This window comes from Pseudoalteromonas sp. P1-30 (genome assembly GCF_001400005.1).
GTDB lineage: Bacteria > Pseudomonadota > Gammaproteobacteria > Enterobacterales > Alteromonadaceae > Pseudoalteromonas > Pseudoalteromonas atlantica.
Genome location: NZ_LKBC01000012.1, coordinates 48,332 through 74,265, shown reverse-complemented (window position 1 = coordinate 74,265; position 25,934 = coordinate 48,332). Strand labels below are relative to the sequence as shown.

29 protein-coding genes are annotated in these 25,934 nt (G+C 40.3%); 20 read left to right on the top strand and 9 right to left on the bottom strand.

Translation table 11 applies throughout. From position 1 onward, the window contains the following. The first annotated feature begins 94 nt into the window (after positions 1–94). The 11 genes from AN395_RS15515 (at position 95) to AN395_RS15470 (ending at position 9,465) form a co-directional block, all read left to right on the top strand. Positions 95–1,528: an amidohydrolase family protein gene (locus AN395_RS15515; protein WP_054983527.1), complete on the top strand. Its 1,434-nt coding sequence runs from the start codon at positions 95–97 to the stop codon at positions 1,526–1,528. A 19-nt stretch (positions 1,529–1,547) separates the two neighbouring features. Continuing rightward, complete coding sequence (locus AN395_RS15510) at positions 1,548–2,837, top strand: M20 family metallopeptidase (RefSeq protein ID WP_054983526.1); 1,290 nt, start codon at positions 1,548–1,550, stop codon at positions 2,835–2,837. Positions 2,838–2,910: 73 nt separating this feature from the next. Continuing rightward, positions 2,911–3,552, top strand: a complete 642-nt coding sequence (locus AN395_RS15505; protein WP_095206673.1) for a TetR/AcrR family transcriptional regulator — start codon at positions 2,911–2,913, stop codon at positions 3,550–3,552. A gap of 30 nt (positions 3,553–3,582) precedes the next feature. Then, positions 3,583–3,996, top strand: a complete 414-nt coding sequence (locus tag AN395_RS15500; RefSeq protein WP_004588484.1) for a GFA family protein — start codon at positions 3,583–3,585, stop codon at positions 3,994–3,996. A 371-nt stretch (positions 3,997–4,367) separates the two neighbouring features. After that, on the top strand, positions 4,368–4,520 hold the full coding sequence (locus AN395_RS19490; protein WP_024031649.1) for a hypothetical protein: 153 nt from the start codon (positions 4,368–4,370) through the stop codon (positions 4,518–4,520). 85 nt (positions 4,521–4,605) lie between these two features. Then, entirely contained in the window at positions 4,606–5,190 is a 585-nt protein-coding gene (locus tag AN395_RS15495) for a glycosyltransferase (protein WP_054983525.1), read from the top strand. Next, positions 5,187–6,206: a glycosyltransferase gene (locus tag AN395_RS15490; RefSeq protein WP_054983524.1), complete on the top strand. Its 1,020-nt coding sequence runs from the start codon at positions 5,187–5,189 to the stop codon at positions 6,204–6,206. Before AN395_RS15495 ends, AN395_RS15490 begins: the two co-directional genes overlap by 4 nt. Next, a complete protein-coding gene (locus tag AN395_RS15485; RefSeq protein WP_054983523.1) occupies positions 6,203–7,237 on the top strand; it encodes a glycosyltransferase in 1,035 nt (344 codons plus the stop codon). The genes AN395_RS15490 and AN395_RS15485 overlap by 4 nt, the downstream gene beginning before the upstream one ends. Then, positions 7,221–8,291 (top strand): glycosyltransferase, encoded by a 1,071-nt coding sequence (locus AN395_RS15480; RefSeq protein WP_054983522.1) that lies wholly within the window; start codon positions 7,221–7,223, stop codon positions 8,289–8,291. The genes AN395_RS15485 and AN395_RS15480 overlap by 17 nt, the downstream gene beginning before the upstream one ends. Further along, on the top strand, positions 8,281–9,123 hold the full coding sequence (locus AN395_RS15475) for a glycosyltransferase family 2 protein (protein ID WP_054983521.1): 843 nt from the start codon (positions 8,281–8,283) through the stop codon (positions 9,121–9,123). Before AN395_RS15480 ends, AN395_RS15475 begins: the two co-directional genes overlap by 11 nt. Positions 9,124–9,240: 117 nt before the next feature. Next, positions 9,241–9,465, top strand: coding sequence for a hypothetical protein (locus AN395_RS15470; protein ID WP_054983520.1), 225 nt, complete (start codon positions 9,241–9,243; stop codon positions 9,463–9,465). Here the strand turns inward: AN395_RS15470 and AN395_RS15465 are convergent. Continuing rightward, positions 9,462–10,664, bottom strand: coding sequence for an MFS transporter (locus AN395_RS15465; RefSeq protein ID WP_054983519.1), 1,203 nt, complete (start codon positions 10,662–10,664; stop codon positions 9,462–9,464). The genes AN395_RS15470 and AN395_RS15465 overlap by 4 nt on opposite strands. Positions 10,665–10,765: 101 nt before the next feature. On the opposite strand from AN395_RS15465, the gene AN395_RS15460 reads away from it, so the two are divergent. Then, positions 10,766–11,548, top strand: a complete 783-nt coding sequence (locus AN395_RS15460) for a helix-turn-helix domain-containing protein (protein WP_054983518.1) — start codon at positions 10,766–10,768, stop codon at positions 11,546–11,548. Between the two features lie 15 nt (positions 11,549–11,563). On the opposite strand, the gene AN395_RS15455 is transcribed toward AN395_RS15460, so the two are convergent. The 3 genes from AN395_RS15455 to AN395_RS15445 form a co-directional block, all read right to left on the bottom strand. Next, the gene (locus tag AN395_RS15455) at positions 11,564–13,624 is read right to left on the bottom strand and encodes a TonB-dependent receptor (RefSeq protein ID WP_054983517.1); all 2,061 of its coding nucleotides are present in this window, start codon (positions 13,622–13,624) and stop codon (positions 11,564–11,566) included. A gap of 74 nt (positions 13,625–13,698) precedes the next feature. Then, entirely contained in the window at positions 13,699–14,355 is a 657-nt protein-coding gene (locus AN395_RS15450) for a YoaK family protein (protein WP_054983516.1), read from the bottom strand. A gap of 11 nt (positions 14,356–14,366) precedes the next feature. After that, positions 14,367–15,059, bottom strand: a complete 693-nt coding sequence (locus tag AN395_RS15445) for an ABC transporter substrate-binding protein (protein WP_054983515.1) — start codon at positions 15,057–15,059, stop codon at positions 14,367–14,369. Between the two features lie 117 nt (positions 15,060–15,176). Between AN395_RS15445 and AN395_RS15440 the strand changes: the two genes are divergently transcribed. The 3 genes from AN395_RS15440 to AN395_RS15430 all read left to right on the top strand — a co-directional run bounded on the left by AN395_RS15440 (position 15,177) and on the right by AN395_RS15430 (position 16,967). After that, positions 15,177–15,425 (top strand): TIGR03643 family protein, encoded by a 249-nt coding sequence (locus tag AN395_RS15440; protein ID WP_054983514.1) that lies wholly within the window; start codon positions 15,177–15,179, stop codon positions 15,423–15,425. 76 nt (positions 15,426–15,501) lie between these two features. Continuing rightward, complete coding sequence (locus tag AN395_RS15435; RefSeq protein WP_054983513.1) at positions 15,502–15,864, top strand: hypothetical protein; 363 nt, start codon at positions 15,502–15,504, stop codon at positions 15,862–15,864. A 23-nt stretch (positions 15,865–15,887) separates the two neighbouring features. Further along, positions 15,888–16,967 (top strand): endonuclease/exonuclease/phosphatase family protein, encoded by a 1,080-nt coding sequence (locus tag AN395_RS15430; protein ID WP_054983512.1) that lies wholly within the window; start codon positions 15,888–15,890, stop codon positions 16,965–16,967. 68 nt (positions 16,968–17,035) lie between these two features. Here AN395_RS15430 and AN395_RS15425 read toward each other — a convergent pair whose 3' ends face one another. From AN395_RS15425 to AN395_RS15415, 3 genes are all read right to left on the bottom strand, one after another. Further along, the gene (locus AN395_RS15425) at positions 17,036–17,329 is read right to left on the bottom strand and encodes a hypothetical protein (protein WP_054983511.1); all 294 of its coding nucleotides are present in this window, start codon (positions 17,327–17,329) and stop codon (positions 17,036–17,038) included. Beyond that, positions 17,326–18,183 (bottom strand): pentapeptide repeat-containing protein, encoded by an 858-nt coding sequence (locus AN395_RS15420; protein WP_054983510.1) that lies wholly within the window; start codon positions 18,181–18,183, stop codon positions 17,326–17,328. Before AN395_RS15420 ends, AN395_RS15425 begins: the two co-directional genes overlap by 4 nt. A gap of 109 nt (positions 18,184–18,292) precedes the next feature. Beyond that, entirely contained in the window at positions 18,293–19,420 is a 1,128-nt protein-coding gene (locus AN395_RS15415) for a DUF3800 domain-containing protein (protein ID WP_054983509.1), read from the bottom strand. A gap of 287 nt (positions 19,421–19,707) precedes the next feature. Here AN395_RS15415 and AN395_RS15410 point away from each other — a divergent pair, with 287 nt between their 5' ends. Next, positions 19,708–19,899 carry a hypothetical protein gene (locus tag AN395_RS15410; protein ID WP_054983508.1) on the top strand — a complete coding sequence of 64 codons (192 nt, stop codon included), beginning with the start codon at positions 19,708–19,710 and terminating at the stop codon, positions 19,897–19,899. 150 nt (positions 19,900–20,049) lie between these two features. Here AN395_RS15410 and AN395_RS15405 read toward each other — a convergent pair whose 3' ends face one another. Beyond that, entirely contained in the window at positions 20,050–21,426 is a 1,377-nt protein-coding gene (locus AN395_RS15405) for an NAD-dependent succinate-semialdehyde dehydrogenase (protein ID WP_004588502.1), read from the bottom strand. Positions 21,427–21,608: 182 nt separating this feature from the next. Next, entirely contained in the window at positions 21,609–22,127 is a 519-nt protein-coding gene (locus AN395_RS15400) for an NUDIX hydrolase (RefSeq protein WP_054983507.1), read from the bottom strand. A gap of 238 nt (positions 22,128–22,365) precedes the next feature. Here AN395_RS15400 and AN395_RS15395 point away from each other — a divergent pair, with 238 nt between their 5' ends. The 4 genes from AN395_RS15395 to AN395_RS15380 are packed head-to-tail and all read left to right on the top strand — an operon-like array spanning position 22,366 to position 25,910. Continuing rightward, positions 22,366–23,706 (top strand): sigma-54 dependent transcriptional regulator, encoded by a 1,341-nt coding sequence (locus AN395_RS15395; RefSeq protein ID WP_054983506.1) that lies wholly within the window; start codon positions 22,366–22,368, stop codon positions 23,704–23,706. Positions 23,707–23,720: 14 nt separating this feature from the next. Next, on the top strand, positions 23,721–23,936 hold the full coding sequence (locus AN395_RS15390) for a hypothetical protein (protein WP_004588505.1): 216 nt from the start codon (positions 23,721–23,723) through the stop codon (positions 23,934–23,936). A gap of 27 nt (positions 23,937–23,963) precedes the next feature. Then, complete coding sequence (locus AN395_RS15385; RefSeq protein ID WP_054983505.1) at positions 23,964–25,448, top strand: ATP-binding protein; 1,485 nt, start codon at positions 23,964–23,966, stop codon at positions 25,446–25,448. Continuing rightward, complete coding sequence (locus tag AN395_RS15380) at positions 25,449–25,910, top strand: response regulator (RefSeq protein ID WP_054983504.1); 462 nt, start codon at positions 25,449–25,451, stop codon at positions 25,908–25,910. Positions 25,911–25,934: the final 24 nt, after the last annotated feature.

The window sequence follows — 25,934 nt, the reverse complement described above, 5'->3', positions numbered from 1 at the left end:
TTATTAAAGTATGATGAATTAAAATGTGAATCCAGATTTACATTTTTAGGTGGTGCATTTATAGTAATGTCTTCTACCAAGATGAGCACACACTATGAGTATATCTATGTACGCATTTAAAAAAATTAAAAAATCTTTATTATTAATTGCTTGCGCTTTAACTAGCTTTACAAGTTATGCAGTTGATGAGCAATTTGTACGTTATCAAGCGGGGCGTTATGCAATTAAAAATATCACGTTAATCGATGGCACCGGCAAACCGGCACAAACTAATCAAACGGTTGTAATAAATAAAAATAAAATTGTGAATATAGGCGCCACAGCAGAAGTAGGCGTCGCTAAAGGTGTGAATATTATTGACGGTAGTGGAAAAACATTAATTCCGGGTTTGGTGATGATGCACGAGCACATGTTTTATCCTACCGGTAAAGCACATTACACCGAAATGCTCTACAGCTTTCCGCGTTTATATTTAGCAGGCGGTGCAACCACAATTCGTACTGCAGGCACCACTGCACCATATGCTGATTTAAAATTAAGAGATGATGTAAACGCAGGTAAAAGTTTAGGCCCAGATATAGATGTAACGGCGCCGTATTTAAATGGCCCCGGTTTACCTATTTTAAAAATAAAGTCGCTACGCGATGCAGACGATGCTAAAAAAATGATGGACTACTGGGGCTTAGAGGGGGTTACCTCATATAAAGCGTATATGCATATTAATCAAAATGAGCTTGATGTTGTTATTAAAAAAGCGCACGAGCAAAATAACAAAGTAACGGCTCATTTATGTTCAGTTACATACCGCGAAGCAGCCGCTTTAGGTATTGATAACCTAGAACATGGCTTTTTTGCCGCCACCGACTTTGTTAAAAACAAACAAAAAGATGTATGCCCAAGTAATAAAGACGTACAGCAATCGTTTGTTGAGTTAGATATAAACTCGCCAGAAGTAACGAGTCTAATAAATTACTTAGTGGCTAAAAATGTAGTACTTACCTCTACACTTACTGTATTTGAAACCTTTACTAAAGGTCGCCCTAAAGCCTACCCAAAAGCACTTGATGCATTAATACCGCAAGTACGTGATCAGTACGAGTCGCGCTTTGAAAAAATAGCAAAGCAGAGCGAATCTAGTTGGCCTTTAGTATTTAAAAAAATGATGCAGCTAGAAAAAATGTTTGTAGCCGCTGGTGGTAAATTAATGGTGGGCACCGACCCAACAGGTTATGGCGGCGTTATTGCTGGCTTTTCCAACCAGCGTGCAATTGAATTACTCGTAGAGGCTGGGTTTATGCAGCCACAAGCAATAAAAATAGCTACGTTAAATGCAGCGCAGTATTTAAATAAGCAAAATACAATAGGTAGTATTGAAGTAGGTAAACATGCCGACTTGGTTATTGTTAATGGCGACTTTGCTAAAGATGCGTCGGCTATCCGTAATATGGAAACTGTATTTAAAAATGGTGTAGGCTATAACTCAACAGCACTTTTCGATAACACTAAATCGGTTGTTGGGCTTCATTAAAATAATAAAGGAAATCAGGATGAAAAAATCACTACTTTCGGTGGCATTAGGTTTTGCTGCACTTGGTGCGTTTAACGCGCAGGCAAACCTTGATCAACACGTTAAAAATGTAGAGCAGCAGGTAATTGAATGGCGACGCGACTTTCACCAAAACCCTGAGCTTGGTAATCGCGAAACGCGTACCGCAGGCATTGTGGCTAAACATTTAAAGTCGTTAGGTATGCAAGTACAAACCGATATTGCTTACACCGGTGTTGTTGGTATTTTAAAAGGCGCAAAGCCTGGCCCTACAGTAATGCTACGCGCCGATATGGATGCGCTACCGGTAACAGAAAAAACAGATGTGCCATTTAAATCAACCAAAACCACAAATTTCCGTGGCGTTGATGTAGGCATAATGCACGCTTGTGGCCACGACACGCACGTAGCTATGCTAATGGGCGCAGCCGAAGTATTAGCAAATATGAAAGATGAATTGCATGGCAACATCATGTTTGTGTTTCAGCCTGCTGAAGAGGGCGCACCTTTAGGCGAAGAGGGCGGTGCAGAGCTAATGCTTAAAGAAGGTATATTTAAAAAATATAAACCTGACGTAGCATTTGGCCTGCATATTACATCGAGCCTACATACGGGGAAAATTGGCTATCGAAGTGGGCCGTTTATGGCCAGTGCCGATCGCTTTGAAATAACTGTACATGGTCGCCAAGCGCATGGCTCAGCACCGTGGACAGGCGTTGACCCTATTGCTGCCGCTGCGCAAATTGTAACGGGCGTTAACCATATTGTTAGCCGCCAAGTAAATATAACCAAAGAGCCTGCTATTGTGTCGTTTGGTAAAATTGCCGGTGGTGTGCGTAATAATATAATTCCTGAAGAAGTTGAAATGGTTGGCACTATTCGTAATTTTGATATGGATAATCGCGCGCAAATCTTTGAAAATATTAAAACAACCGCTACACATATTGCTAAATCATCGGGGGCAACGGCCGATGTGCATATTCACGAAGGTTACCCAGTAACGGTTAATAACCCTGAACTTACTGCGCAAATGTTACCTAGCCTTGAAAAAGCAGCCGGTAAACAAAACGTGCAAGAAATGGGTAAAATAACCGGCGCAGAAGACTTTTCGTTTTATGCCCTAGAAATACCTAGTGTATTTGTATTTTTAGGTGGTACGCCTGACGATCAAGACTTGAAAACGGTAGCAAGTAACCACTCACCTTATTTTTATGCCGATGAGTCATCGTTTAAAGTGGGTACCAAAGCGCTTAGCCAATTAGCGGTAGATTATTTAAATAGCCAAAAATAACGACATAACTACCCAGCGAGTAATGTAATTGCTGGCTGGGTATTGTTGTTTATATTAACAAGCTGCACAGTACGTGCGTTTACAACTCAACATGTTTGAATTTATGTCTGAACACCCTTTTTTGGCGCCTAAGCAACAACGCAGCCAACAAACCCAAGAAAAACTAGTAAAAGCGCTGCATCACAGTTTAAAAAGTAAGTTTTTTGAGCACATAAGTATAAAAGAGCTGGCCGATTACGCCGAGGTGTCGGTAGGTACGTTTTACCGTCGCTTTAAAAATAAAGAGTCGCTGCTGCCTATGCTGTATCAAGACTTTGGTATTGCATTAGATAACTGGGTAAGTGAGCTTGAGGCGCAGCACTATAAAAACTTAGACGATGTAGTTAACACTTTATGCCATAAAACCTATGTGTTTTTATCATCACAGCAGGGGGTATTTAGAACCCTGCATTTAAATTCGCGTTTACACAGTGAGTTATTAGGCAGTGATAAACACATAAACAGGCGAGTAATTTATCAGCGGTTAGCGCAACTAATTAGCCAAACAGATACCAAAGTGATCGAAACGGCGGCAGGTACTGCAGTATTTTTAATTGTCAGTTCATTGCTTGATAAAGTGCTGTATCACGATTTAACCCCTGCGATAGCCTGTGATTTATCGGCGCAGCAATACGCGCAAGAACTACCTAAAATTATTTTAGCTTATTTAGGTTAAGCACCTTTAAACATACTCAAGGAGAGTAAAATGAAAATTACCGGAAGCTGCTATTGTGGTGAAATTAAATACCAAGCTCAGTCGCAAAATAATAACGTACTTGTATGTCATTGTAGCGATTGCCAACGCATGTCGAGTGGGCCATTTAGAGCCGTAATTATGGCTGAGCCAAACTCGGTGGTATTTACTAAAGGCGAGCCAAAAGAGTATGTTAAAACAGCACAAAGCGGTAATAAACGCGCACAAGGTTTTTGTGGTACGTGCGGCACTACACTTTACGCAACCAACGAAGCAAAAGCCGATAGAGTGTACGGCCTGCGCATAGGGGCAGTTGATCAGCGTGATGAGTTTACCCCAGCTGCGCAAATTTGGTCGCAGTCAACGCTTACATGGCTAAACGATTTACACCAAGTGCCGGCTTTTGAAACTACGCCTCAATCATAAGCGCAATGGGCGCTGAGTAAATAAAACGCCTTATTAGCCATGCCTTGCTAGTGGGAGAGTCCCACTAGCAGCTATTTAAATTACCCTTCCTTTTGTATTCTTTTTTATATTTAAATCTGTTTATTGTTGCTTTAGAGCGTTTTTTTAACGCGAGTGATTAAGTATTTATAAGCTAAAGCGCTTTGTGAATTATTTTCATATTTTATTGAAATATATGCCTATGCCCCCCTTTATAAAAACACCTTTCCACTTTTTAAAAATATAAGCTTTTGATATTTATTAATAAATATTTGATTTTTAGCTGTACCTATTTGGCTTGTTATTTGCTGATAAATTCTTATGGACTGCATATTTATTATGAGGTGAAACAAATGAGAATTTTATCTACAAGCGAAGTGGGGGCTGAATTAGAAGCGGCCAAATCACGTTTAAAAAAACTACCACACTGGAAACTCTCTGAAAAATTAGCCTTAGAGCTGCGCTTAAAGCAATTAAGTGCTTATTTTAACGATTACAAAAGTTAGCGCTTAATTTATTAGCGTAATAGATACGGAAATTAATGCCCTTGTTTAAAGCGGTTTTAAATAAAAATGTGGCTAAGGAAGAATAATGAAAAGCAAAAGATACTGTAAAACTGCCATTGTGTTAGTAACTTACCACTGCAATGAAGGTGTTATAGATCGGGTTAAAGAAATACAAAAATACGCCAGTAACTGCATCATAACCATTGTTGATAATTCAACGCAAAAGTACAAACAAAGGTATAACTTACGCCTAAGGTTAAAGGCGATTGACCCAAGCATTATTTATATTGATCACCAGCTAAACTGTCGGTTTGCGGCTTATAATGTGGGGCTGCAAGCTACGTTGAGTGACTTTGTGGTTTTTCGTACAGATGATGACGTATTTGATGAAAAGCACACTTTTAAATTAATAAACGAAGGCTTTGAAGAGGACTTTGTTTTTACTCCTTATTACTTTGATAACACAAAGAAAGTAGATCGCACCTATCAAAGGCCGCTGGAAAGCATAATATTTAAAAAAGATTCTTTATTAGAGTTTTTACCCTTTGAAACAGCGCCAAGCAGTGATTGGCTGTTAATGAAAAAAATGTTTACTGCAAAAAGTAAAAAGGAATCGTCATTGGTTCTTTTGTATAAAAAGCCGCACGGACGCGAGGAGCTTGCAGTATGAAACTTGCGATTATAGCTCACCCTCGATTTCCTATTAAATCGCCCTATGCTGGTGGGCTAGAAGCCTTTACTGGCGGACTGGTTGAATACTACCAATCAGTGTATGAGGTTACTTTGTATGCTCACCCAGACAGCGAGGTTAACTGTAATTTAAAATCGTTTCAGATAGATAACAGCCAATATCAACAATATCCCGATATAGTTGAAAACGATTTTATGCTCAAGGTAATGGCCGATATAACTAAAGAGCAGTTTGACGTAGTACATAATAACTCTCTTAATCCCATCCCCATATTGTGGGCCAGTAAACATAACATTCCCATGTTAACCACATTGCATACGCCGCCTTATTCAAAACTTAAAGCGGTTGTGGGGCTGGCTTCTTACTCGCCGTTTATACACTTCACCGCAGTGTCGCATTCTTTAGCTGAGGCGTGGAAGCCTTTTATAAACGACAAAGTAGAAGTTACTTACAATGGTATAGACCTTAAACGTTGGCAGGTAACAAAGAACCCTCAAGATTATGTGTTTACTTATGGCCGAATATTACCGAGTAAGGGCATTGATATAGCAATATCTACAGCGCAACAAATGGGTATTGCTATTAAATTTGCCGGCCCCATCGCAGATAAACACTATATGGATGATGTAGTACGGCCTTTGCTAAGGCCCTGCGATAGCTATTTAGGGCATCTTGATCACCACAGTATTAAACTCCAATTGGCAAATGCCAAAGCTGCTGTATTTGGCACCCGCTGGGATGAGCCATTTGGGCTTTCTACTTTAGAAGCTATGGCAACAGGTACGCCAGTGGTGTCGTTTAATCGCGGTGCGTTTGCTGAAATAGTCAGTGAAGGGGCAGGCGTACTTGCTAAAGGCAATAACGTAAACAGTTTAGCCGCCGCGCTTGAAGCTTCTTTTTCGTTAAATAAAAATGATGTAATTAAAAGCGCGCGTAATTTCCCTATAGCTAAAATGTGCAGCGAATACAGCAATATATTAGGGAGAATTGCATGAGAATATTAATGGTCGCAAGCCCTATAGTTTCTTTGCGACAACCTTTTAAGGGGGGTACAGAGGCCTTTGTTGCTAATTTAGCTAACGCACTTTGTAAAAAAGGGCACACTGTTGATGTGTTGTGTAAAGACGCTGATGAAGAAAACGAGTTTAACATTTTACAGTTAGATGAATCCCCCCTGCGCATGAAAGACAACATAACCACAGAAGAAGAAGGCCAAAAACTGTATCAGGCCGCCCAGTTTGCGCTAATAGACAACTCGTATTACGACGTGGTGCATTACCACAGTTATTATCATGCGATTTATGATGTTGCATTACTGCACAATATAAAAAGCGTGATTACTTTACATGCCCCTGTATCACCAAAGCTTGGCTTAATACATAAGCTGCATAAAGCGCGTAGCGATCATCGTTATATAGCCGTGTCTAACCGGTTGTGTAAAGAGTGGGAGTCTCAGCTTGGTAGCGCAATTAAAGTGATTTCAAATGGTGTTACTATGCCCAAAAGTGAATGTGTATTAGAGGAAAATAAAACCCATGATTTGTTTTGGATGGGCCGTATTAACGCCGAAAAAGACCTAGTATCGGCGATTCAAATAGCGCAAAAGTTACAGCGCAATTTATCTATAGCTGGCCCCATTGAAGATGAAGAATATTTTAAAGCTAAAGTCGAACCCTTACTTACAGACTCCATTTGTTATTTAGGGCATTTAAAACATGATGAGTTATTTGCAGAGCTTGCTAAATCTCGCTTATTTTTAGCAACCTCAAAGTGGCACGAACCTTTTGGCCTAACAACCATTGAAGCGCTTGCTCATGGCATACCGGTTGTAGGCTTTAAAACAGCCATACCTGAAGAATTGCGATTTTCTAATGTGTGCACCGCACTAAACAATGTGGATGAAGCTGTATCAGCCATTAAAAAGCTGGGCAAAATAACGCCGCAAGCGTGCCAATCATTTGCTAAAAACTTCGACTTTAACGTTACTGTTTCAAATTATGAGGCCGAATATGCAGCACTTATATGAGCCAAATTATGAGCCAAATTTACCGACTGTATTTTTTTATGTTCATCATCATGGCGCGGGCCACATTACACGTGCTGAGTTACTTATAAATAAGCTTCAAAATAGCTATAACGTAGTAGTGCTCTATGGCGATTTAAAAGTCAAAATGGCTTTAAATAAAGTGTGTAAGCGGGGCGTTTTTGAAAAGCTGCCTTCAAAATGGGTAGGGCAAAGCTCAGTGCAAAGGAGCTATAACGCAGCGTTTGAAGGAATAGAATATAGCGAAGCGCCACTTGAGCGCTCTATAACTTTTAACTTATTAGCGCAGCAATACAAACCGGTATTATTTATAAGTGATGTATCGGCCGAACTCACTATTATGGCCAGAAGTATTGGTATACCTGTTTTAATGCAGCGCCATTCGGGTGATATTAGTGGCGACCCTACTCAAGTGTTTGCCTATGAATGCGCGACTAAATTATACGCCCCGTACCCAAAGCAGTTAGAAACACCTCACTACGGCTATTTTAATAAAACCCATTATTTGGGGTTTATATCAAAATTCACAGATTGTGAAAACGCCTCAAAAACAGGTTTTGGCAATCATATTACTTTGCTAATAACAGATGCCCAAAGAGCGGCATTAATTGCACGTGTACTTACTAATTACACAGATCACGTTGAGGTTATTGGCTGCCACGGCGAGCCTATTAAAGGAGTAACCTATAAAGGGATGGTGGCTAATATAAACCAAGCGATTACTGCAAGCGTTGTAGTTACAAGTGGTGGCAATAATGCAGTATCACAGTTGTTAGCACTGGGGAAAAAGCTGATTGTTATACCCGAAAACCGACCCTACCAGGAGCAAGATGAAAAAGCGCGTATGTTAGCTAAAAATAATCTTGCCGTGCATTTACCTTTTTCAGCGTTTTTACAGCAAAACAATGCCCTAATAGAGGCCGCATTAATTGATGCAAGAAAAACCCAAATGAGTAAAACACAAATAATAAGTGATACAGATCAGTTTATTAGCGAATTTATTGCGTTAGTTGAGGAGGTTGCAATTGAGCCATAAATTTTCAGTCGTTACTATTGTAAAAGGGCGTCACCAGCAACTTGCTAACCTTATTCATAGTATAGAAAATAGTACGCTGCGCCCAACCGATATGGTGGTGGTGTGGATGGATGAAAAAAACAGCCACAATGTTACCCCAAGCACTTCTTTTTTAACCAAAAATGTATATATGCAAAGCATAGGTTTACCCCTCGCTAAAGCGCGTAATACTGGGGTTAAAAATGCTCAGCAAAATAACGTTATATTTATAGACGTAGACTGTATTTGCTCTCCCACACTTTTTGAAAACTTACTGACTAAATTAACCCATAAATTAGTGGTAAGTGCCAAGGCAAAGTATTTACCGTATGTGCCTTGTAATGGTAACTACGAGCTATTAGTGGAGGAGGCTGTTGATCATCCAAAACGCAAAAGCCTGCCTATAAACGAAAATGTAGATTTTTTAACTTTTTGGTCTTTAATTTTTGCGATTAATAAACGTGACTTTAATAAAGTGAATGGCTTTGATGAGCAATTTATTGGTTACGGCGCTGAAGACACCGACTTTGCTATGCAGTGTAAAGTTAACAACATAAAGCTTAATTACATTGATGATTGGGTACTGCACCAATACCACGACAAGTTTACGCCACCTATAAACTACGCTGAAGATATTTGTAATAACGCCAACACCTTTGCAAAAAAATGGCAGTTTTTACCTATGTTTGGTTGGCTAAAAAAAATGGCCGTTATGGATATAGTTAAAATTGACGAAAAGAGCCACAGCGTTAAATTTTTAAAAAAGCCGACCCGCGATGAGATAGAAGCATGCCGCTCTACCTCGCCGTATTAAATGAGGTGTGCTGCATGCTAAAAGCTAAACAGCATAAAATGATAAGCAAAGATTATTAAATGAAATTTTTTTAACCAAATGACTGTCTATTTATAAGACAGTCATTTGGAGAAAAATATGTGTAGTTCACCGAAAAGCAGCCGAGCAGTTAAAAAGTCAGCCATTAACTTTAATGACGAACTGACCCAAGAGCAGCGTTTGCGTTTTGCTGCAAAAGCTAATTTAGCACAGCTGCGCCGCGAGCAACGACAAGCTGCTAATAAACGCTTTGAGCAAAAGCATCGCCCCGTAAAAAAGCCAGCAACGGGCTTGTTTTCATGGTTACAGCAGCTAGTAAGTTAACTATTATTAAGCGTGGTGTTTTTGCCGCTAAACCATCCACATGTAGCACATAACACACCTGCACCTGCACATAACCAAAGCGGCGCACTCCAGCTGCCGGTACTTGTATGTAGCGCCCCAGCTACCATAGGGCCAATAGCCGCCAACAAATAGCCAATACTTTGTGACATACCCGAAAGCGAAGCCGCTTGCGTGGAGTTATCGGTACGTAAGCTAATAAACGACAGCCCTAAAATAAAACACGCCCCCGAGCTAAAGCCAAGTAGTAGCGTCCACACTAATGCAAAGCTTGGCATATAAAGTAGTCCTAGCGCACAGCACGCACTCAGTGATGCGAGTATAAAGCTAAGCGCACTTTGATCTTTTAATTTTCCTAGCAAAGGTATAAGCACAAGCCCAGGTATGGCGGTCGCAATTTGAAAAGCACCATGATACGCGCCTGCTTGCGTTGCGCTTTGGCCCGCTTCGGTGAGTATGCTAGGCAGCCATGTGATAATGATGTAATTTAAAAACGAATTTAAACCTAGCAATAGTGTAATTTGCCAAGCAAGTAGGTAGCGCCATACGCTTTTATTAAGTGTTGAGGCCTGTGCTGTTTGTGCCGGTTTTGTGTGTTTATTTAATTGCGCCATCCACACAATTAAAGTGGTAATTGTAATGAGTGCACTAGCCCCTAATGCAAACTGCCAGCCTAACCCTTCATATTGGCTAAGCGGATAAACTAATGCTGAAAAGCCACCCGAGGCAATGCCCATAGTGAGTACATAAGCAGAGGTCATTACCGCCACTTTTGCCGCAAAGTCGCGTTTTATTATACTTGGTAGCAATACGTTAGCTATGGCAATACCTGCGCCTATTATGGCTGTGCCTACAAATAGCATAATGGATGAATTAACCACCCGTGCGGCAATACCCAGTAATATTAAAAATACAGCAAAAAACAATGTGCGCTCAAGCCCTTGGCGCTTAGCCAGGCTTGCAGCCATAGGCGATATAATGGCAAAGGCAATTAGCGGTAACGTGGTAATAAAGCCTGCTTGCGAAGCGGTTAAATTAAAATGCGCAATTATTTGTTCAAGCACAGGGGCAACCCCTGTAAAAGGCGCACGTAAATTGGCGGCAATAAGTAAAATACCCATTACAAGCAATACGCTTGAAAAGCGCGACATACCGGCATTGCTGTGAGGTGTGTGAGTCATTATTACAAAATAAGTTAGCTAATTATTGGCGCTAGTATAAACAAATCAGCAGTATTATAATTTAGCTATACTGACATTGAATAACTAAAAACTGACAAAATATGTTTGAGCCTAAAGGGTGGGGATACCTACAAAACTACGAGCACATGGTACAGCCTATAATTGCCAAAGTAGATACCGCGCAAGGCAGCAAAGAATACCCGTTACACACTCACCCTAAGGGGCAGCTAATTTTAGCGCTTGATGGTTATGTTACCTGCGAAGCGGCTAATAAAATGTGGATGGTGCCAACGCACAGTGCTATTTGGGTACCTGCAAACACCTTACACAGCAATCGCGCATCTGATAACGCCAAATTATGTTTTGTATTTATTGATGCCAATAAGCACGGCATGCCACAGCATACCTGTACATTAGCAATAACGGGGCTGGTAAAAAGTTTAATGCTAAAACTAGCGAGCGAACACCAAGCCTATAATGAAGACACTAAAACAGCACGTTTAGCTCAGGTACTGTTTGATTTATTAATTGAAATGCCCGCCCAGCCGCTCGACTTTGTGTTATCTAAGCATGCGGTTATTCAAGCAATGGGGCAGCAGTTACTCGCACAGCCAAATAATCGTAAAACCCTTGCGCAATGGGCACACGATTTTGCTTTAACCGAGCGGACGTTGGCACGGCTTATAAAAAAGCAAACCGGTATGACCTTTGGTAAGTGGCGAATGCAATTACATATAATTACAGCGCTGCAGGCTCTATCAGATGGGCAAACTGTACAGCAAGTGTCGGCATTATTGGGGTACGAATCGGTGAGTGCGTTTATAACTATGTTTAAAAAAGTAATGGGAAAATCGCCCACTAAATATATGGGCGATTTAAATTAACCTTTATACATGGTTTTACCACGTGTACGTAGCTGAAAGCATGGCGTTACGTGGTTTACCAGGGAAGTACCTATCGCCAGTAAAGCTGGTGTAATCAGCACGCTCTGCATAAGCTTCATCGGTAAGGTTAATTATACGTGCAAGCACTTCTAAATTATTGGTAACTTGCCACTTTGCACGCAAGCTTAAAATATCATGCCCCTCGTAGCTATGTAGGTTTTCTGGGTCGGTATAGTAACTACTTACGCTATGCCATTGCAGTGCAAGCGCTAGGTTATTAAAGGCTTGCCAAGTCAAATCAAGGTTAGCCACATTGCGAGGCGCGGTGTCTACGTTGTTACCGTTTATATTTAGCCCATTAATTAACTGATTATTGGTATACGTGTGCTTTGCATGCGTACCTGCAAATTGTAAGTTAAGCGTTTTGCTTAATGCATAATCTACTTCAAGCTCAATACCTCTGTGACGTGAACTGCCATCATTAACGTTAAAGAAGTCGCTATCACGATAAATAGTATTGTGTTTGCTCATAGCATACACAGCCAATGCGTAACTTACATTGCTGTAATATCCTTTTAAACCAAGCTCGGCATTATTGGCTATTTCGGGGTTTAAATCGGCGGTGGTTTGCTCGCGTTGTAATTGGTAAAGCTCTGCCGCTTGCGGCGCTCGGTAGCCACGCGAAAAGTTAGCGTATAGCGTATTATTTTTGTTGGCCTTGTAGCTCACGCCAAATTTAGGTGAGGTATTGCTAAAGCTATTTTTACCACTGGCTGGGCGACTATAACGGCAACCGCCAAAACCACATTCTGTGCCGTCTTCTGTTGTGCGCCCTGTGAGCATATTATTAGTGTAATCGTACTGCATATGCTCATACCTGAGGCCGGCGCTAATAAACCATTTATTTAATTGCCACTCAACTGATGCAAACGGCGCATACAGGGTTGCGTTTACGTCGTAATCGTAGTGTTTGCCTTGCGGTACTGTAGCTACTAAAAATGCAGAGCCTTGAGTTGGCTCGTTTTGGCTTTGAGTAAAGTCGCTGCGAGTGTATTCGCCATCAAGCCCTAGGTTTACTTTTACATTACTTTGCAAGTTATGTTGATAAAGCGATTGCACACCTATGCCAGTTTGACTGTTGGTTTCAAGCGGGGTGCCAGGTAAAAAATGCTTAAAAAAGTCCATGCTTTGGTCGCGCACATAAGGCGTAATAGAAAGCACATTGCCGTTTTTTAATTGCCACTGGGCGTTGCTCCACGCTCTAAATGAGCGGGCTTTTCTAAATGCATCGGGGTCAAAGTTTTGCTGTGCTATGTCTTCGTTTTTATAGCTTTCAAAACCCGTAATAAAGCCCGCAGTGTGCTGATCTAAATTTGTGTATGTAAGGCCAGAGGTAAGCAATAGGTTTGAGTGCTCAAAACGATGACGAATATTTATTTTTTGCTGTTTAACGCTTTCATCATCGCGGTAACCGGTATCGTCGGTAACACTTGCGTTTATGCCAATACCACTGTTGCCGTAGTCTTGCCCAGCGCGAAGCTTATAACGGGCATACCCGTATGAGCCATAATCAAGCCCGACTAATCCACCGCCTTGGGTTGTATCAGGTGTTATTACGTTAATTACACCGTGTACGGAGTTTGAGCCATACAGTGCAGAGCCCGGCCCTTTTAATACTTCAATACGCTTTGCCATTTCACTATGCGCTTCAAAAAGCTCGTTAATATTACAAAAGCCTGCAGCACGCAGTGGAATGCCATCTTCAAGGGTTAGTATGCCGCCACAGGCTGCCGCGCCCGAGAGCACCGGCGAGCGAAGAGCCGGTAGGTATTCTTGCCCATTTCCGCGCTGTACGTTAGCACCTGCAATACGTTGTAACGACTCTTCAACATGAGTAGGTGCAATGCTATTTAACTGCGCTTCAGATAAGGTACTAATAGTGAGCGGATAGGGGGTAGCCAGTGCTTCTGTACGTGATGCGGTTGTTGTTATGGTTTCTATTGCATCATCGTTTTTATTATCAGCAAGTGCAACGTGGCTGAGTGGTAATAACAGCGGCAAAATATAAGGTTTCATACATTCCTTTAAGGTGAGTAACGCTTTATTAACGCCATGGTAAGGTGTTTTAAACAGTTTTTAAACTGCTTGCGTTAAAGTGCGCGTACTCTATATAACCTATATGTTACTGATAATACAAAGCACGCTAGTGCAGGCACCGCTAAGGCGAGTATTGAGTAATACTCAAATAAAATAAACCCAGTAATACCGCCAAGTAAAAAACCAATAATAATAAGTAAAAACATAACGCCTTTGCGGGTATCAAAGGGTTCACCTTTTAGCGCTTTGCCTATCATTAAACCTAGGTCGGTAAAAATACCGGTTAAATGAGTGGTGCGCACTACTGCGCCGCTGTAGTTAGTGGCAAGGGCGTTTTGTAAACCACAGGCAGCAGAAGCAAGCGTAATACCATAAACATGGGCGCGGCTGAGTAAATAGGCGCTTAAAAGCAGTAATAGGCCTTCAATAAATAATAGGGTGTCGTAATGGCGGCCAAGCTTTAACGAGCCGCCAGTAAGTAAAAAACCAGAAAGGGCAGAGCCCAGCATAAAGCTTAAAACTATACTCATTAGTAGTAGCGCAGCAGAGGTACTGCTCATTAGTTTTATACCAAGTAAAGTAACACTGCCCGAAAGGTGTGAAATAGCCTGATGCTCAAACCCTAATAACCCTACGGCATTCACAATGCCAGCAATAAAAGCGAGCGCAAACGCGCCGTATTCAACCCATTTTGGTAATTTAGTTAACATTGCCTACCTTATTAATGCACACCGAATTGCGCTTTATAGCGTTTTATTTGCTCATCAACGAGTGCGATGTTGACCACGCCGTGCTTAAAAGCAATATAAACAGGTAGGGCGTAGCCTTCAAGCTGCTTAGCATGTATGTTTTTATAACCTTTTGAGTACCATAAGCCGGCTTGATAATTAGTTATTGCGTAGTCAACACGCTGTTTATCAAGCAAATCAAACGTGGCTTTAGTGGAGAGTGAATGCATAAAGTTGCTTTGTTTAATATTGTATTCTTTTGCCAGTACATTGGGTAATTTAACGCCTCTTAGCATAGCAATACGTGAATTTGATAAGTCATTATTAAGGGTTGCTTTTTCTGTGCTAAATAAACCAAATTGAGTGGTGTGTAGCGGCTCAGTGGTAAATTCTAAATATTGCGCACGCTCGGTATTATTAGCCAGCGCAAAGTAACAATCGTAGTAACCTAACTTCATTTCTTTTTTAATGCGTGCCCACGGTAAATGCACCAGCTCAATGGTTACTTCCAAATTACGCTCTATAAAAGCTAAATAGTCTATGTCTATGCCTGTAAAGGTATGTGTTTTATCGTCATAAATTGTAAAAGGCGGGTAATGGGTAGTTGCACAGCGCAGCGTTTTATTAGGCGCGGCTAATAATAGCGAAGAAAAACTAAAAGCTAAAAGCAGCAGTAATGTGCGCATAAATGTAAATCCGATTTTTTCTTATGGTAGTGTGTTTATTATACAGCGATATTCGGTTTTGAGTGATGATCTATGTATTTTTTCTTCTCGTATAAGTTTAAATTTTAAGAGATAACCATGTTTAACGCAGAGCAGCAATCGCGAATTATAGAAATGGCGTGGGAAGACAGAACCCCCTTTGAGGCTATAGAGCAGTTATACGGGCTTAATTATTCACAGCTGGTCGTGTTTATGCGAGAGCATATTTCAAAGGGTAGTTTTAAAGTGTGGCGCAAACGCCACGCAGGGCGTAAAACCAAGCATTTAAAACTGCGAGACCCAGCCATAATGCGCAGCCATTGCAAAACACAGTACAAGCCGAGATAAATAGCTGCTTGCAGTTTCATATGATGTTCAGGCGTGTTTGATAATCTTTAGCTATTAACATTATTAGAGATTATTTATGAAAGCGTTTTTATATACGGTTTTTTTAGCGGGTGCCTTGGTTAGCGTTAATGCACAGGCAAAGCCCGACAAAAACAATCACGGCCATAAAAATGGCCACCATAAACATCAGCAGCACAACTATAAAAGCAGTAAGAAACTATCTAAAAAGCAGCAAAAAAAGTTAGTGCGTGCTGGGTGGACGCCACCAGGGTTAAGTAAGCGTTACCATAGAGGCGATTACCTAGACCGCAATGTATATAAACAAGGCCGCGTTATTGAACGTTCTAGAGATAATGGTACAGTAAGTATAAAAATAGACAGTACAGTTATACACATGGTGCACGATACCCGAGAAATACTTTCAATTTTAACTCGTTAAGTACAATTTATAAGGATATTTAAATGCTCATTGCACTGGCTATAATCATTGGCTTTTTTTTATTAGTGACCTTGTTACCTATGTCATACAGTCAGCACTACTTAGTGCGCAGCTGCGACTTTGTTCGACTACAGGTATTTTATATAGCCAGCGCTGTTGCAATTATATCGTTTTATTTACTGTGGCAAAGCGGCAATAGCGGGTATTTGTATACTGCTTTAACCGCATTACTAACCATGGCATTACAAGGTAAGTGGATATTTCCATACACTTGGCTTGCTAAAAAAGAAGTTAAAACGGCCTCAGTGAGCGAAGATCACAGTGTTAGAATCATGTCGGCTAATGTGCTTATGTCAAACCACAATAGTGAGCAATTAATCTCACTGGTTGATAAACACCAGCCCGACTTATTAATTACCCTTGAAAGCGACAGCTGGTGGGAAAATAAATTAGCTGTTCTTAAAAAAAACTACCCCTATTATATTGAATGCCCTAAAGACAACCGCTACGGCATGCATTTATACAGTAAATTTAAAATTCTTGATGCGCAAATATGTGAGCTCATTGAAGATGATATTCCTTCAATTCATATCCTGTTCGAAAACAATGAAGGCCTTGAAATGCAAGGGCACTTTATACACCCCGCGCCACCAAGTCCCACTGAAGAAGACTCATCGCGCCCACGCGACTCAGAGCTAATAATGGTCGCTAAAGCACTTAAAAAGCCAACACGCCCGACCATTGTAGCCGGTGATTTAAACGATGTGGCATGGTCGCGCAGCACCCGTTTATTTATGCAAATAAGTGGTTTTTTAGACCCACGTAAAGGTCGTGGCTTTTATAACACCTTTCACGCAAGTTACTTTTTTATGCGCTGGCCGCTCGATCATTTATTTCACAGCCCAGGCTTTAAAGTAAAGCGCATTAAGCGCCTTGCTAAATATGGCTCCGACCACTTTGCACTGCTTACCGAGCTGGTGTATGAAAACGCCAAGCAGCATTCATTAGAAGATAAACCAAAAGAGCTAAAGCAAGAAGAGATACAAGAGCTTGCTATGAGCAAAGCCGATAAACGAAAGGTTCCAAGGTTTGAGAAGAGCTAGCTATTAGCTTGTGTAGGTCGGATAAGCGAAGCGCCATCCGACACAGTAAAATACCTTGCCAATTATAATCAATATTTATGTTGTCGAGTGGCTTGAGCGGTCATTGGTAAACTTTGATGTATGAAGTCAATATTTTTGACCCCTTTTTTTTCTTTTTTTCCTGTCGAGTCGCAGGAGAGTGCCAATTGCAAACAGTGGTAACGCTCGCAACAGCGGGAAATTGAGAGCGCAGCGAGTAATTTTTCCGATTTTTTGCGCTTGTTAAATATTGACAGCACTATAACCGACTGATACTTTGACGCTTCGATAGGCCGGATGCGGGTCAGCAGCTCTTGAGTTGTGTGAAGGTTCAATTCCTTCAAGGCCGGCCCTTATTCTTCTGATATTTCATATCAGGCCTCTGAGCAATCAGCTCCGCCATTATTTCATCTGATACTTTAACGTAGTCTAAGTTCTTTGCTCTCAGCAGAAGCTCGGAAGTTAGGTGCATTGCGTTATGGAAAGATGCATGTTTAAGGTTAGCGCCATCAAACTTTGCCTCTCGGACATCGCACCCATTGAAAATACTGCTTTGTAAGTCTGAATTTGTGAATTCAGCTCTTTCAAGGGACGAGTTAGTAAAATCTACTCCCTTGCATATTGATTCATTAAACTTACTTTTTAGTAGCTCGCAGGACTCAAAAGTAGTACTTTTAATCGTGCTTTTCTGAAAGTTTGATGATCTCATTTTCATAGATTTAAAAATAGAACCAATAATAGAGCCCTCAACAATTTTTAGCCCAATAAGTCTAGAGCCCTCAGCAATTATTCCTTTTACTTTTAGCCCATTTAAAACTAGATTTTGCACATCTATATTTTTGATATTATGCTCATTCAGTCTTTTTATATGGCCTAATTTTTTCACGTTAATTTCGGGAAAGTCTAAAACTGAGTAGTCTTCTAGGTCTTCTCTTAATCTTGTTATTTCGCCTGACTTACTCCTTTTAGAATCTAGCCATAGAATTAAAACACCAATAATAGATAGCTCGAATACAATGCCGTGCATTTCAACTAAGAAGTTTTCCCAAAAATCCTTGTTATAAAGACCAAGTATTGTGTTTGGCAGTACTGTGCTACTAACGTCATCCCAGAAAGCTGATATTAAGAAAACAGCAAGCACCAAAACCGCAGCAATAATTGCTAGTGTTGCTACTGGGCTTTTGATAATTATTTTCACTCGATTCCTCAGAGGTAGTTAACGCTTACATAAGCGGAAAATTATAGTTGGCTATAATGTTTGAGGAACGAAAAACAGCCAACTGTAATTTTTCCGTTTAATGTTTTTGTTAGGCTTTTTTAGCAACTGCTGCCAGTCTTCTTTCTTCATCCACTTTAAGCATCTCTTGTCCTTTTTCATGTTGCTCTACTGTTGGGTCAGGTAGATTTTGAAACCATTTACTCCAGCGACTTTCGATAGCTTGAATTGATATTTCATCTGTACGTCCTCGATGAAATTGACCTTTGATTATCGGAAATAATTCAGGGGCAAGTTCTTTACCTTCCAAATGACGCTTAAATATCCATAAATAAAGATCTACTATTTCAAGTCCCACACTTTCCATTCCAGAGGTACAAGCAATCGGTACTTCAGGCATACCTGAATAATCAATATCTGGTAGCCCTGGTCCACTAACCAAGGGAGTTTTTTTATGTTTAGCATAAAAATCAGATAGTTTAATTTGTGCTTTATTAAATTGCGTTTGTTGATCAACTACAATCTTTGAGGCTTTTTTCCCATTTTTTAATAGTCGGTTAGCAATACCACTCATAACCGACTGAAAACCAATTAAATTGGGAGTAATATCAAGAAGATCTTTTTTCTTTTTGATATTGTAATAAATGTTATCAGGGTTTTTAGCTGCCCAAGTAAGGGCATCAGTTAAAACTTGTTGAGATCTTTTATCAGGCAAACTTCCAACTCTAGTTAATAAAGTATTGCAAATCGAAGTTAGGGCTAGATTGGCTTCATCTGTTTTTATATTAACTCTTGCAGCCCATGCTTTTTTAAGTAACTCTTCATCAAATAAAGTAGAGAGCTTAATTAAAAGTACGTAACGCATAGGAGTCCAATATGACAACCACGGTACAGCAGGATTAACACCTTGATCAAATACTTGGTCAAAAAAACTTATAAGAGCATGATCAACCTTTGCTACACGATAAATATCAAAACGTAAGTCATATTGCTTTTTTAATTTTTCAATATCTTTAACAATAGTTACAAGCTTACCATTTCCTAGCTCCGCAGCATGCAGCCTATCGACATCTAATTTTTTACGGATTGCGATAACTTTGCTTTCAGCCGCAGCATCTAAATTTATCTTACTTGATAAGACTCCGTAATAAAGTATTGGTTGATTTTCATCAAATAGATTTGCGCCCGTATGACCGCTTTCATCAATATAAAAATACAATTAGTGCTCCTTGCTTAATTAAATAATATGTCTAACAATTTAATAGTGCGCTCATCGCGTATATTTCTGCCGACGCTACGCTCATTTCTCTGCATGATATAGTTTTAACAAATAACCTAAGGTATTACTATCACTAAGTTTTCTGAAACTTTAAAGAAAAGATAAATAGAACAATATGCGCTCGTCGCTCATCTTCATGAATATATGCGCTCGTCGCTCATCTTCATGAATATATGCGCAAAGAGCAGTTTAACCAATCTATTAACGACGATGTTTAGCCAGCCTCAATGACCGATTCTCGCTCATTATTGTCTGTCATTTTAAGTCTACCCATCAAATCTTTAGGTTTTTTACCAACTTCTATATATCAAATCTTAGCGCTAAGTTTTACAGAGCTTATCGAGCAATCTGAAATCACAATTTTAAACAACATGCTTGGGCTTTTACTAAATAAGCTAAATTGGGAAGTGAAGTTTTAGGTGTGAATTTCTAAGCAAAATATAGTCTTTAAACGCATTACACTTAGTAGCTATACCCATAAAAAAGCCTAAAAGTGATTGCTCACCTTTAGGCTTAATAATATTTTTTAAAACACGTATAAATATTCTTTTAATACGTGTATAGCTAAATTAGCTATTAATCATAATACATTTGATATTTACAAACTCGCGCATACCAAAGCCGCCGTGCTCTCGGCCGTAGCCACTTTCTTTAACACCACCAAACGGTAGGTTTGGTTGGGCAAGGCCGTAACCGTTAATATTGATCATACCGGTATCAAAGTGCTTTTTAGCCAGTTCAATGGCTTTTTTCTCATCTTTAGAGAAAATACCACCGCCTAAACCATAGCGAGAGTCGTTAGCGATGCGCATTGCATCGTCGTTGTCTTTTGCTTTAATGAGCGAGGCTACAGGGCCAAATAATTCGTCATCGTATGCTGGCATGCCCGGCGATAAATTATCAAGAATAGTCGGTGGGTAGTAGTAACCTGTTTGCGATGGCACTTCACCGCCTGTTACTACATTTGCACCTGCTTCAACGGATTGCATTACTTGGTCGTGAATTTTATCACGTAAATCTTCACGAGCCATTGGGCCTAAATCTGTATCTTCGGCCATTGGGTCGCCCATTTTTAATGCTTCAAATTGCGCTTTAATTTTTTCTTTAAAGTCATCATATAGTGACTCTACAACCACAAAGCGTTTTGCCGATACACAGGTTTCGCCGTTGTTGATCATGCGCCCTGTAACACAGGTTTCAACAGCAAGGTCTAAATCTGCATCATCAAGTACTAAGTAGGCATCGTTACTGCCAAGCTCAAGCACTGTTTTTTTAACGTATTTACCTGCTTCTTCAGCTACTTTTTTACCGGTAGCGTCACTGCCTGTAAATGTTACGCCGCTGATTGCTTTGTGTGAAATAAGCGCGCTGGCAGTTTTGCCATCAATAAGTAAGTTGCTAAAGCAATATTCAGGGAAGCCCGCTTGTTTAAACAGGGTATCGATTTTCTCTGCCATACCAAATACATTACCGGCATGTTTAAGTACGGTGGTATTACCGGCCATAATGTTAGCTGCACTGTAACGAATTACTTGGTAAAGCGGGAAGTTCCAAGGCTGAATACCTAATAAAACGCCCGTTGGTTGGTAGCTAACAATAGCGCGGCCGCCATCCATATCGCGCTCTTCATCGCCAAGTACTTGTGGGCCGTTTTCGGCTGTGTAACGACAAATACCAGCGCACAGTTCAATTTCTTGAAAACCTTGCTCGTACACTTTACCCATTTCTTCGGTCATTAACTTAGCAATGGCTTCTTTTTGCTCTTCAAATAAAGAGGCTAGTTTATTTAAATACTTAGCACGCTCGGTAAATGAGGTTTGGCGCCATTTTAAATATGTTTCGTGAGATTTTTCGACTACCTGCTCAGCTTCCTCTTGAGAAAGCAGCGTGTAGGTATCGATGGTTTGTTCAGTTGCGGGGTTGATTGTTTTAACTGTGTTACTCATTTTTATCTCCTTACAAATTAGTTATCAGTAAGGGTGCAAACACAAAGCCAGTTTGTTTTATAAAGTAAAATAGAGTTTAAGTTATTGAATAGTGGTCGCTTTAAATTTAATTATGGGATGTAAATAAAAAGCGAGTGATGAGTAAGCAGTAAAAAATACTGCTTTATGCAAATTTTACAGCCTTAGTTAAACAGTTGCTGTGCTATTTGTTTTAGTAGGTAAGTTTCACGAATGATAGACAGCCCTTGTTTTTCACTAAGGCTCATTGTGCGCTCGTTGTGTGCAATGGCGTCGTATATATTGACCCATTTAGGCGTCATACCATTTTGTTGCTCGTAATGTTCAAGCTGTGCTTTGCCAAGCTCTTTGTCTGTATCGCATAAATAGCAATACGACTGTATATGTATAATATCAAAGTCGTCTTTGTACCAAGGGCGGTACTCTTCGTATAACCCAAAGGGTTTAATAACCTGTATATTTTGCGCGCCAGTTTCTTCGCTAAGCTCTCTTATTAACCCTTGCTCTAGGGTTTCACCTTCATCTACACCGCCGCCGGGTAAACTGTAGTCTTCGTAGCGATTGGTATACATTAATAAAATGTGTGCATCTTTAATCACAATGGCGCGGCCTGTGCGGCGGGTAAATTGAGTGCCTTGGTTTAAATTTATGCCAGGGTGGACCATTGTTTTTAATAATTGCATTTTGTCTCCTTTTTAAAAGCAAAATTATATCAGCTGGTATACTTAGGCGAGTAGTAAAAATAATTCTAATTATTTTTAAAAATTATGATCGGTATGGCTTAAGTTTACGTACATACTGGGTTGTTAAAATTAAACGTTAAAAGACTCAATAGTTTAATCATTTTTAAGAGATTCTAGTAGCCCCTTTTATTTGTAAAATAGGGTGCGTAGAATAAGAAGAAAAGCATAGGGATTTATCATGTTAAACATACTTTTAGTCGATGATGACGTTGAATTTAGTGACGTTGTTTGCCACATTGTCGAATTCCTCGGGCACAACATTTGTACTGCAACTAGCTTAAAAGAAGCACATCAATGGTTTGAAAATAATACCTTTGATCACGTATTGCTCGATTTTATGCTGCCAGATGGCAGTGGTCTTCATTTACTCGATCATTTAAAAATGATTGGGCAGTCTCCAAAAGTGACGCTTATTTCTGGCCACCCTTCAGTAAAAGGGATTTTGGCAGACATGTGTGAGCAAGATGTTGGGCATTTATTAAAGCCGCTGCAACGCGAAGACCTAGAGCTGGTATTAAACGGCCCTAAAAAAACAGCTAAAAAAGCTAAAAAACCTGCAATTAAGCGCCATTTTAATAGTTTAATTGGTGAATCAGAACCAATGCAAAAGCTCTACACCATGATAGAGCGCGTAGCTAAAACCAATGCTAACGTAATGCTAATGGGGGAAAGCGGTGCAGGTAAAGAAGTGGTCGCCCAAGCCATTCATAATGCAAGCCAATGCGAAGGCCCTTTAGTGGCGAGCAACTGTGGTGCGCTCTCTAAAGAATTAATAGGTAGTGAGTTATTTGGCCATGAAAAAGGGGCTTTTACAGGTGCAATTGCCCGTAAAGAAGGGGTGTTTGAGCAAGCAGACGGCGGTACGTTATTTTTAGATGAAGTAACCGAAATGCCTATAGATATGCAGCCAAACTTACTGCGCGTGCTTGAGACTAAAAAAGTAACACGTGTAGGCGGCAATCGTGAACTGCCTATAAACTGCCGCGTTATTTCTGCTACTAACCGCTCGCTGACCGACTTAGCGCAAAACAATATTATTCGTGAAGATATTTACTTTAGGCTTGCGGTTTTTCCCATTGATATACCTGCGCTGCGTGAACGAAAAGAAGATATTCCACTGCTTGCGAAAGCCTTTTTAGAGCAGCTTAACGATGAAAATGGCACTTCGTTTTATTGGCACAACGAGCAGCTAAAAGAACTACAGCAATACGAGTGGCCAGGCAATGTGCGTGAGCTTCGCCACGCTATCCATCGCGCCTTTATTATGAGCGACCCACAATCGAGCGAAATTACACTTCCGGATAACTTAGAGTCGCCGTTTTCGCGTGTAAATACGCAAGTGGCCGACAACCATGTTTCGGCTGGGCAAACCATTGAAGAAGTCGAAAAAGAGTTAATCCACGCCACGCTAGATAAGGTGCAAGGTAATAAAACGCTAGCTGCGCAAATGCTAGGGATAAGTACAAAAACATTGTATAACCGATTAAACGCATACGGCGGAATTGGAGAGTATAAGTAGGTATAGGAAGTAATATGAGTGATGAAAAAGAGGTCAATACGCTAAATAAATTGGTACATGATGCGAGAGCTCCACTGAATAGAATTTCTATGAATGCAGAGCTAATCAAATTGGTGTTAGAAAACGACATGCCAAAAGACAAAGCGTTAGCGGCACTCGATAAAATAATTTCAAACTGTCAGCAATGTAGCGAAAGCTTGCAAAACATTACTGATTTTAATAACAAGTAGCCATTTAAAATTAGGTATATACGCATAATGAGTAAGCAAAAGCAGCAGGGTAAAACGAATATAACGTGGGCCGCTTTTATCGCAATAGTACTGTGTATTATTGTTGGCAATGCATTTTTAGCATTAAGTACTATTCAGGGATTAACGCAAACGCAAAAAAGCTTGGATAACACTAGCTTATTAGCCGATGCTATTGAGAGTCTTCACTTATCTGTTGTGCAGGCAGAGTCTGGCCAGCGCGGCTACTTACTCACCGAAGAAGAAGATTATTTAATGCCCTATTACGATGCGATAGGGCAAATAGAATCACAAATGGAGCATGTAAAGTCACTACACTCTGAAATTGATGGCCAAGCAGAGCGAATTGCTGAGCTGTTAGTATTAACCGAAGCAAAAATTAAAGAGCTTAAACAAACGGTTAAGCTGGCTACTAATGATAAAGAGCGCCGTGCGTTATATGTATTAAATACGCACAGAGGGCGAGAGCTTTATAAAGAAATTCGCATCAAGGTTAATGATATTCAAGACCGAGAATTACTGTTTAAGGTGAGCCATTTTTCTAAGCTGGCACAAATAAAAAATGAAGCAAAAATCACCTTTGCTATTACAGCGGTTACCAGTGCGCTTTTAATAATAGGTATGTTTTTATTAACACGCCTAAACTTAAGAAACGCGGCTAAATACCGTGAGGAGCTTGAAAGACAAAACGAAACACTTGCAACTAAAGTGTCTGAGCGCACGCAAGAGCTGACCTTATATTCAGACGAGCTGAGCCGCTCAAACCGTGAGCTTGAAGAGTTTGCGTTTGTTGCCAGCCATGACTTACAAGAACCACTTCGAAAAATTCAAGCATTTAGTGACCGCCTAGAAACCATGTTTAAAGATGAGCTGGGCGAAAAAGGCATAGATTACATAGGCCGTATGAAAAATGCAGCGCAACGTATGTCTAACCTTATTAATGACTTGCTAGAGTTTTCGCGGGTAACAACGCGAGGTAAAGACTTTGATGACACTGACTTAAAAGAAGTAGTTGACGACATTTTAAGTGATTTAGAAGTTGCCATTAAAGAAAGCAATGCGCACGTAGAGGTGGGCGAACTACCGGTTATTCAAGCCGATAAAAGCCAAATGCAGCAGTTGTTTTTAAACTTACTGTCTAACGCTGTTAAGTTTAGAAAACCAGGTGTTGAGCCACACATAAGCGTAATGTACGAGCACAAAGACGAGTTTAGTGAAGAGCACAACGAAAAAGTGGGTTGGCAAATTATTACCATAAAAGATAATGGTATTGGTTTCTCACAAGAGTATGCTGATAAAATATTTGTACCATTTCAGCGCCTGCATGGGCGTTCGGAATATAAAGGCACAGGGATTGGGCTTTCAGTTTGTAGGCGTATAGTTGAGCGGCATGGTGGGATAATTACCGCTCATAGTAAAGATGGTGAAGGGGCAACCTTCATAATAAAATTACCTGTGGAAACAACGCTTTTCACACTTCAAGGAGAGGCTTAGATGCCGTATTCAAAAGTGAAACCTATTACAATATTAATGGCAGATGATGACGAGGATGATCGCCTACTCACGCAAGATGCGCTAGCCGAAAGCCGTGTATTAAACGAGCTGCATTTTGTGGAAGATGGGGTTGAATTATTAGAGTACTTAGAGCGCAAGGGTAAGTTTGAAGATAAAAATTCATCGCCACGCCCAGGGTTGATTTTGCTTGATTTAAATATGCCACGTATGGATGGCCGTGAAGCACTTGAGGCCATTAAGTCAAACCCAAACCTTAAAGGCATACCGGTTGTTATTTTAACCACCTCTAAGCAAGAAGAAGACATGGTTAAAGGCTATAACTTAGGCGCGGCCTCTTATATTACTAAACCGGTAACGTTTGATGGCTTGGTTGATTTAATGAAAACCCTAGGAAAATACTGGGTAGAATTTGTAGAGCTGCCGACAACGTTTAACGACTAAATAAGTAGCAACATTAAGCCCCTA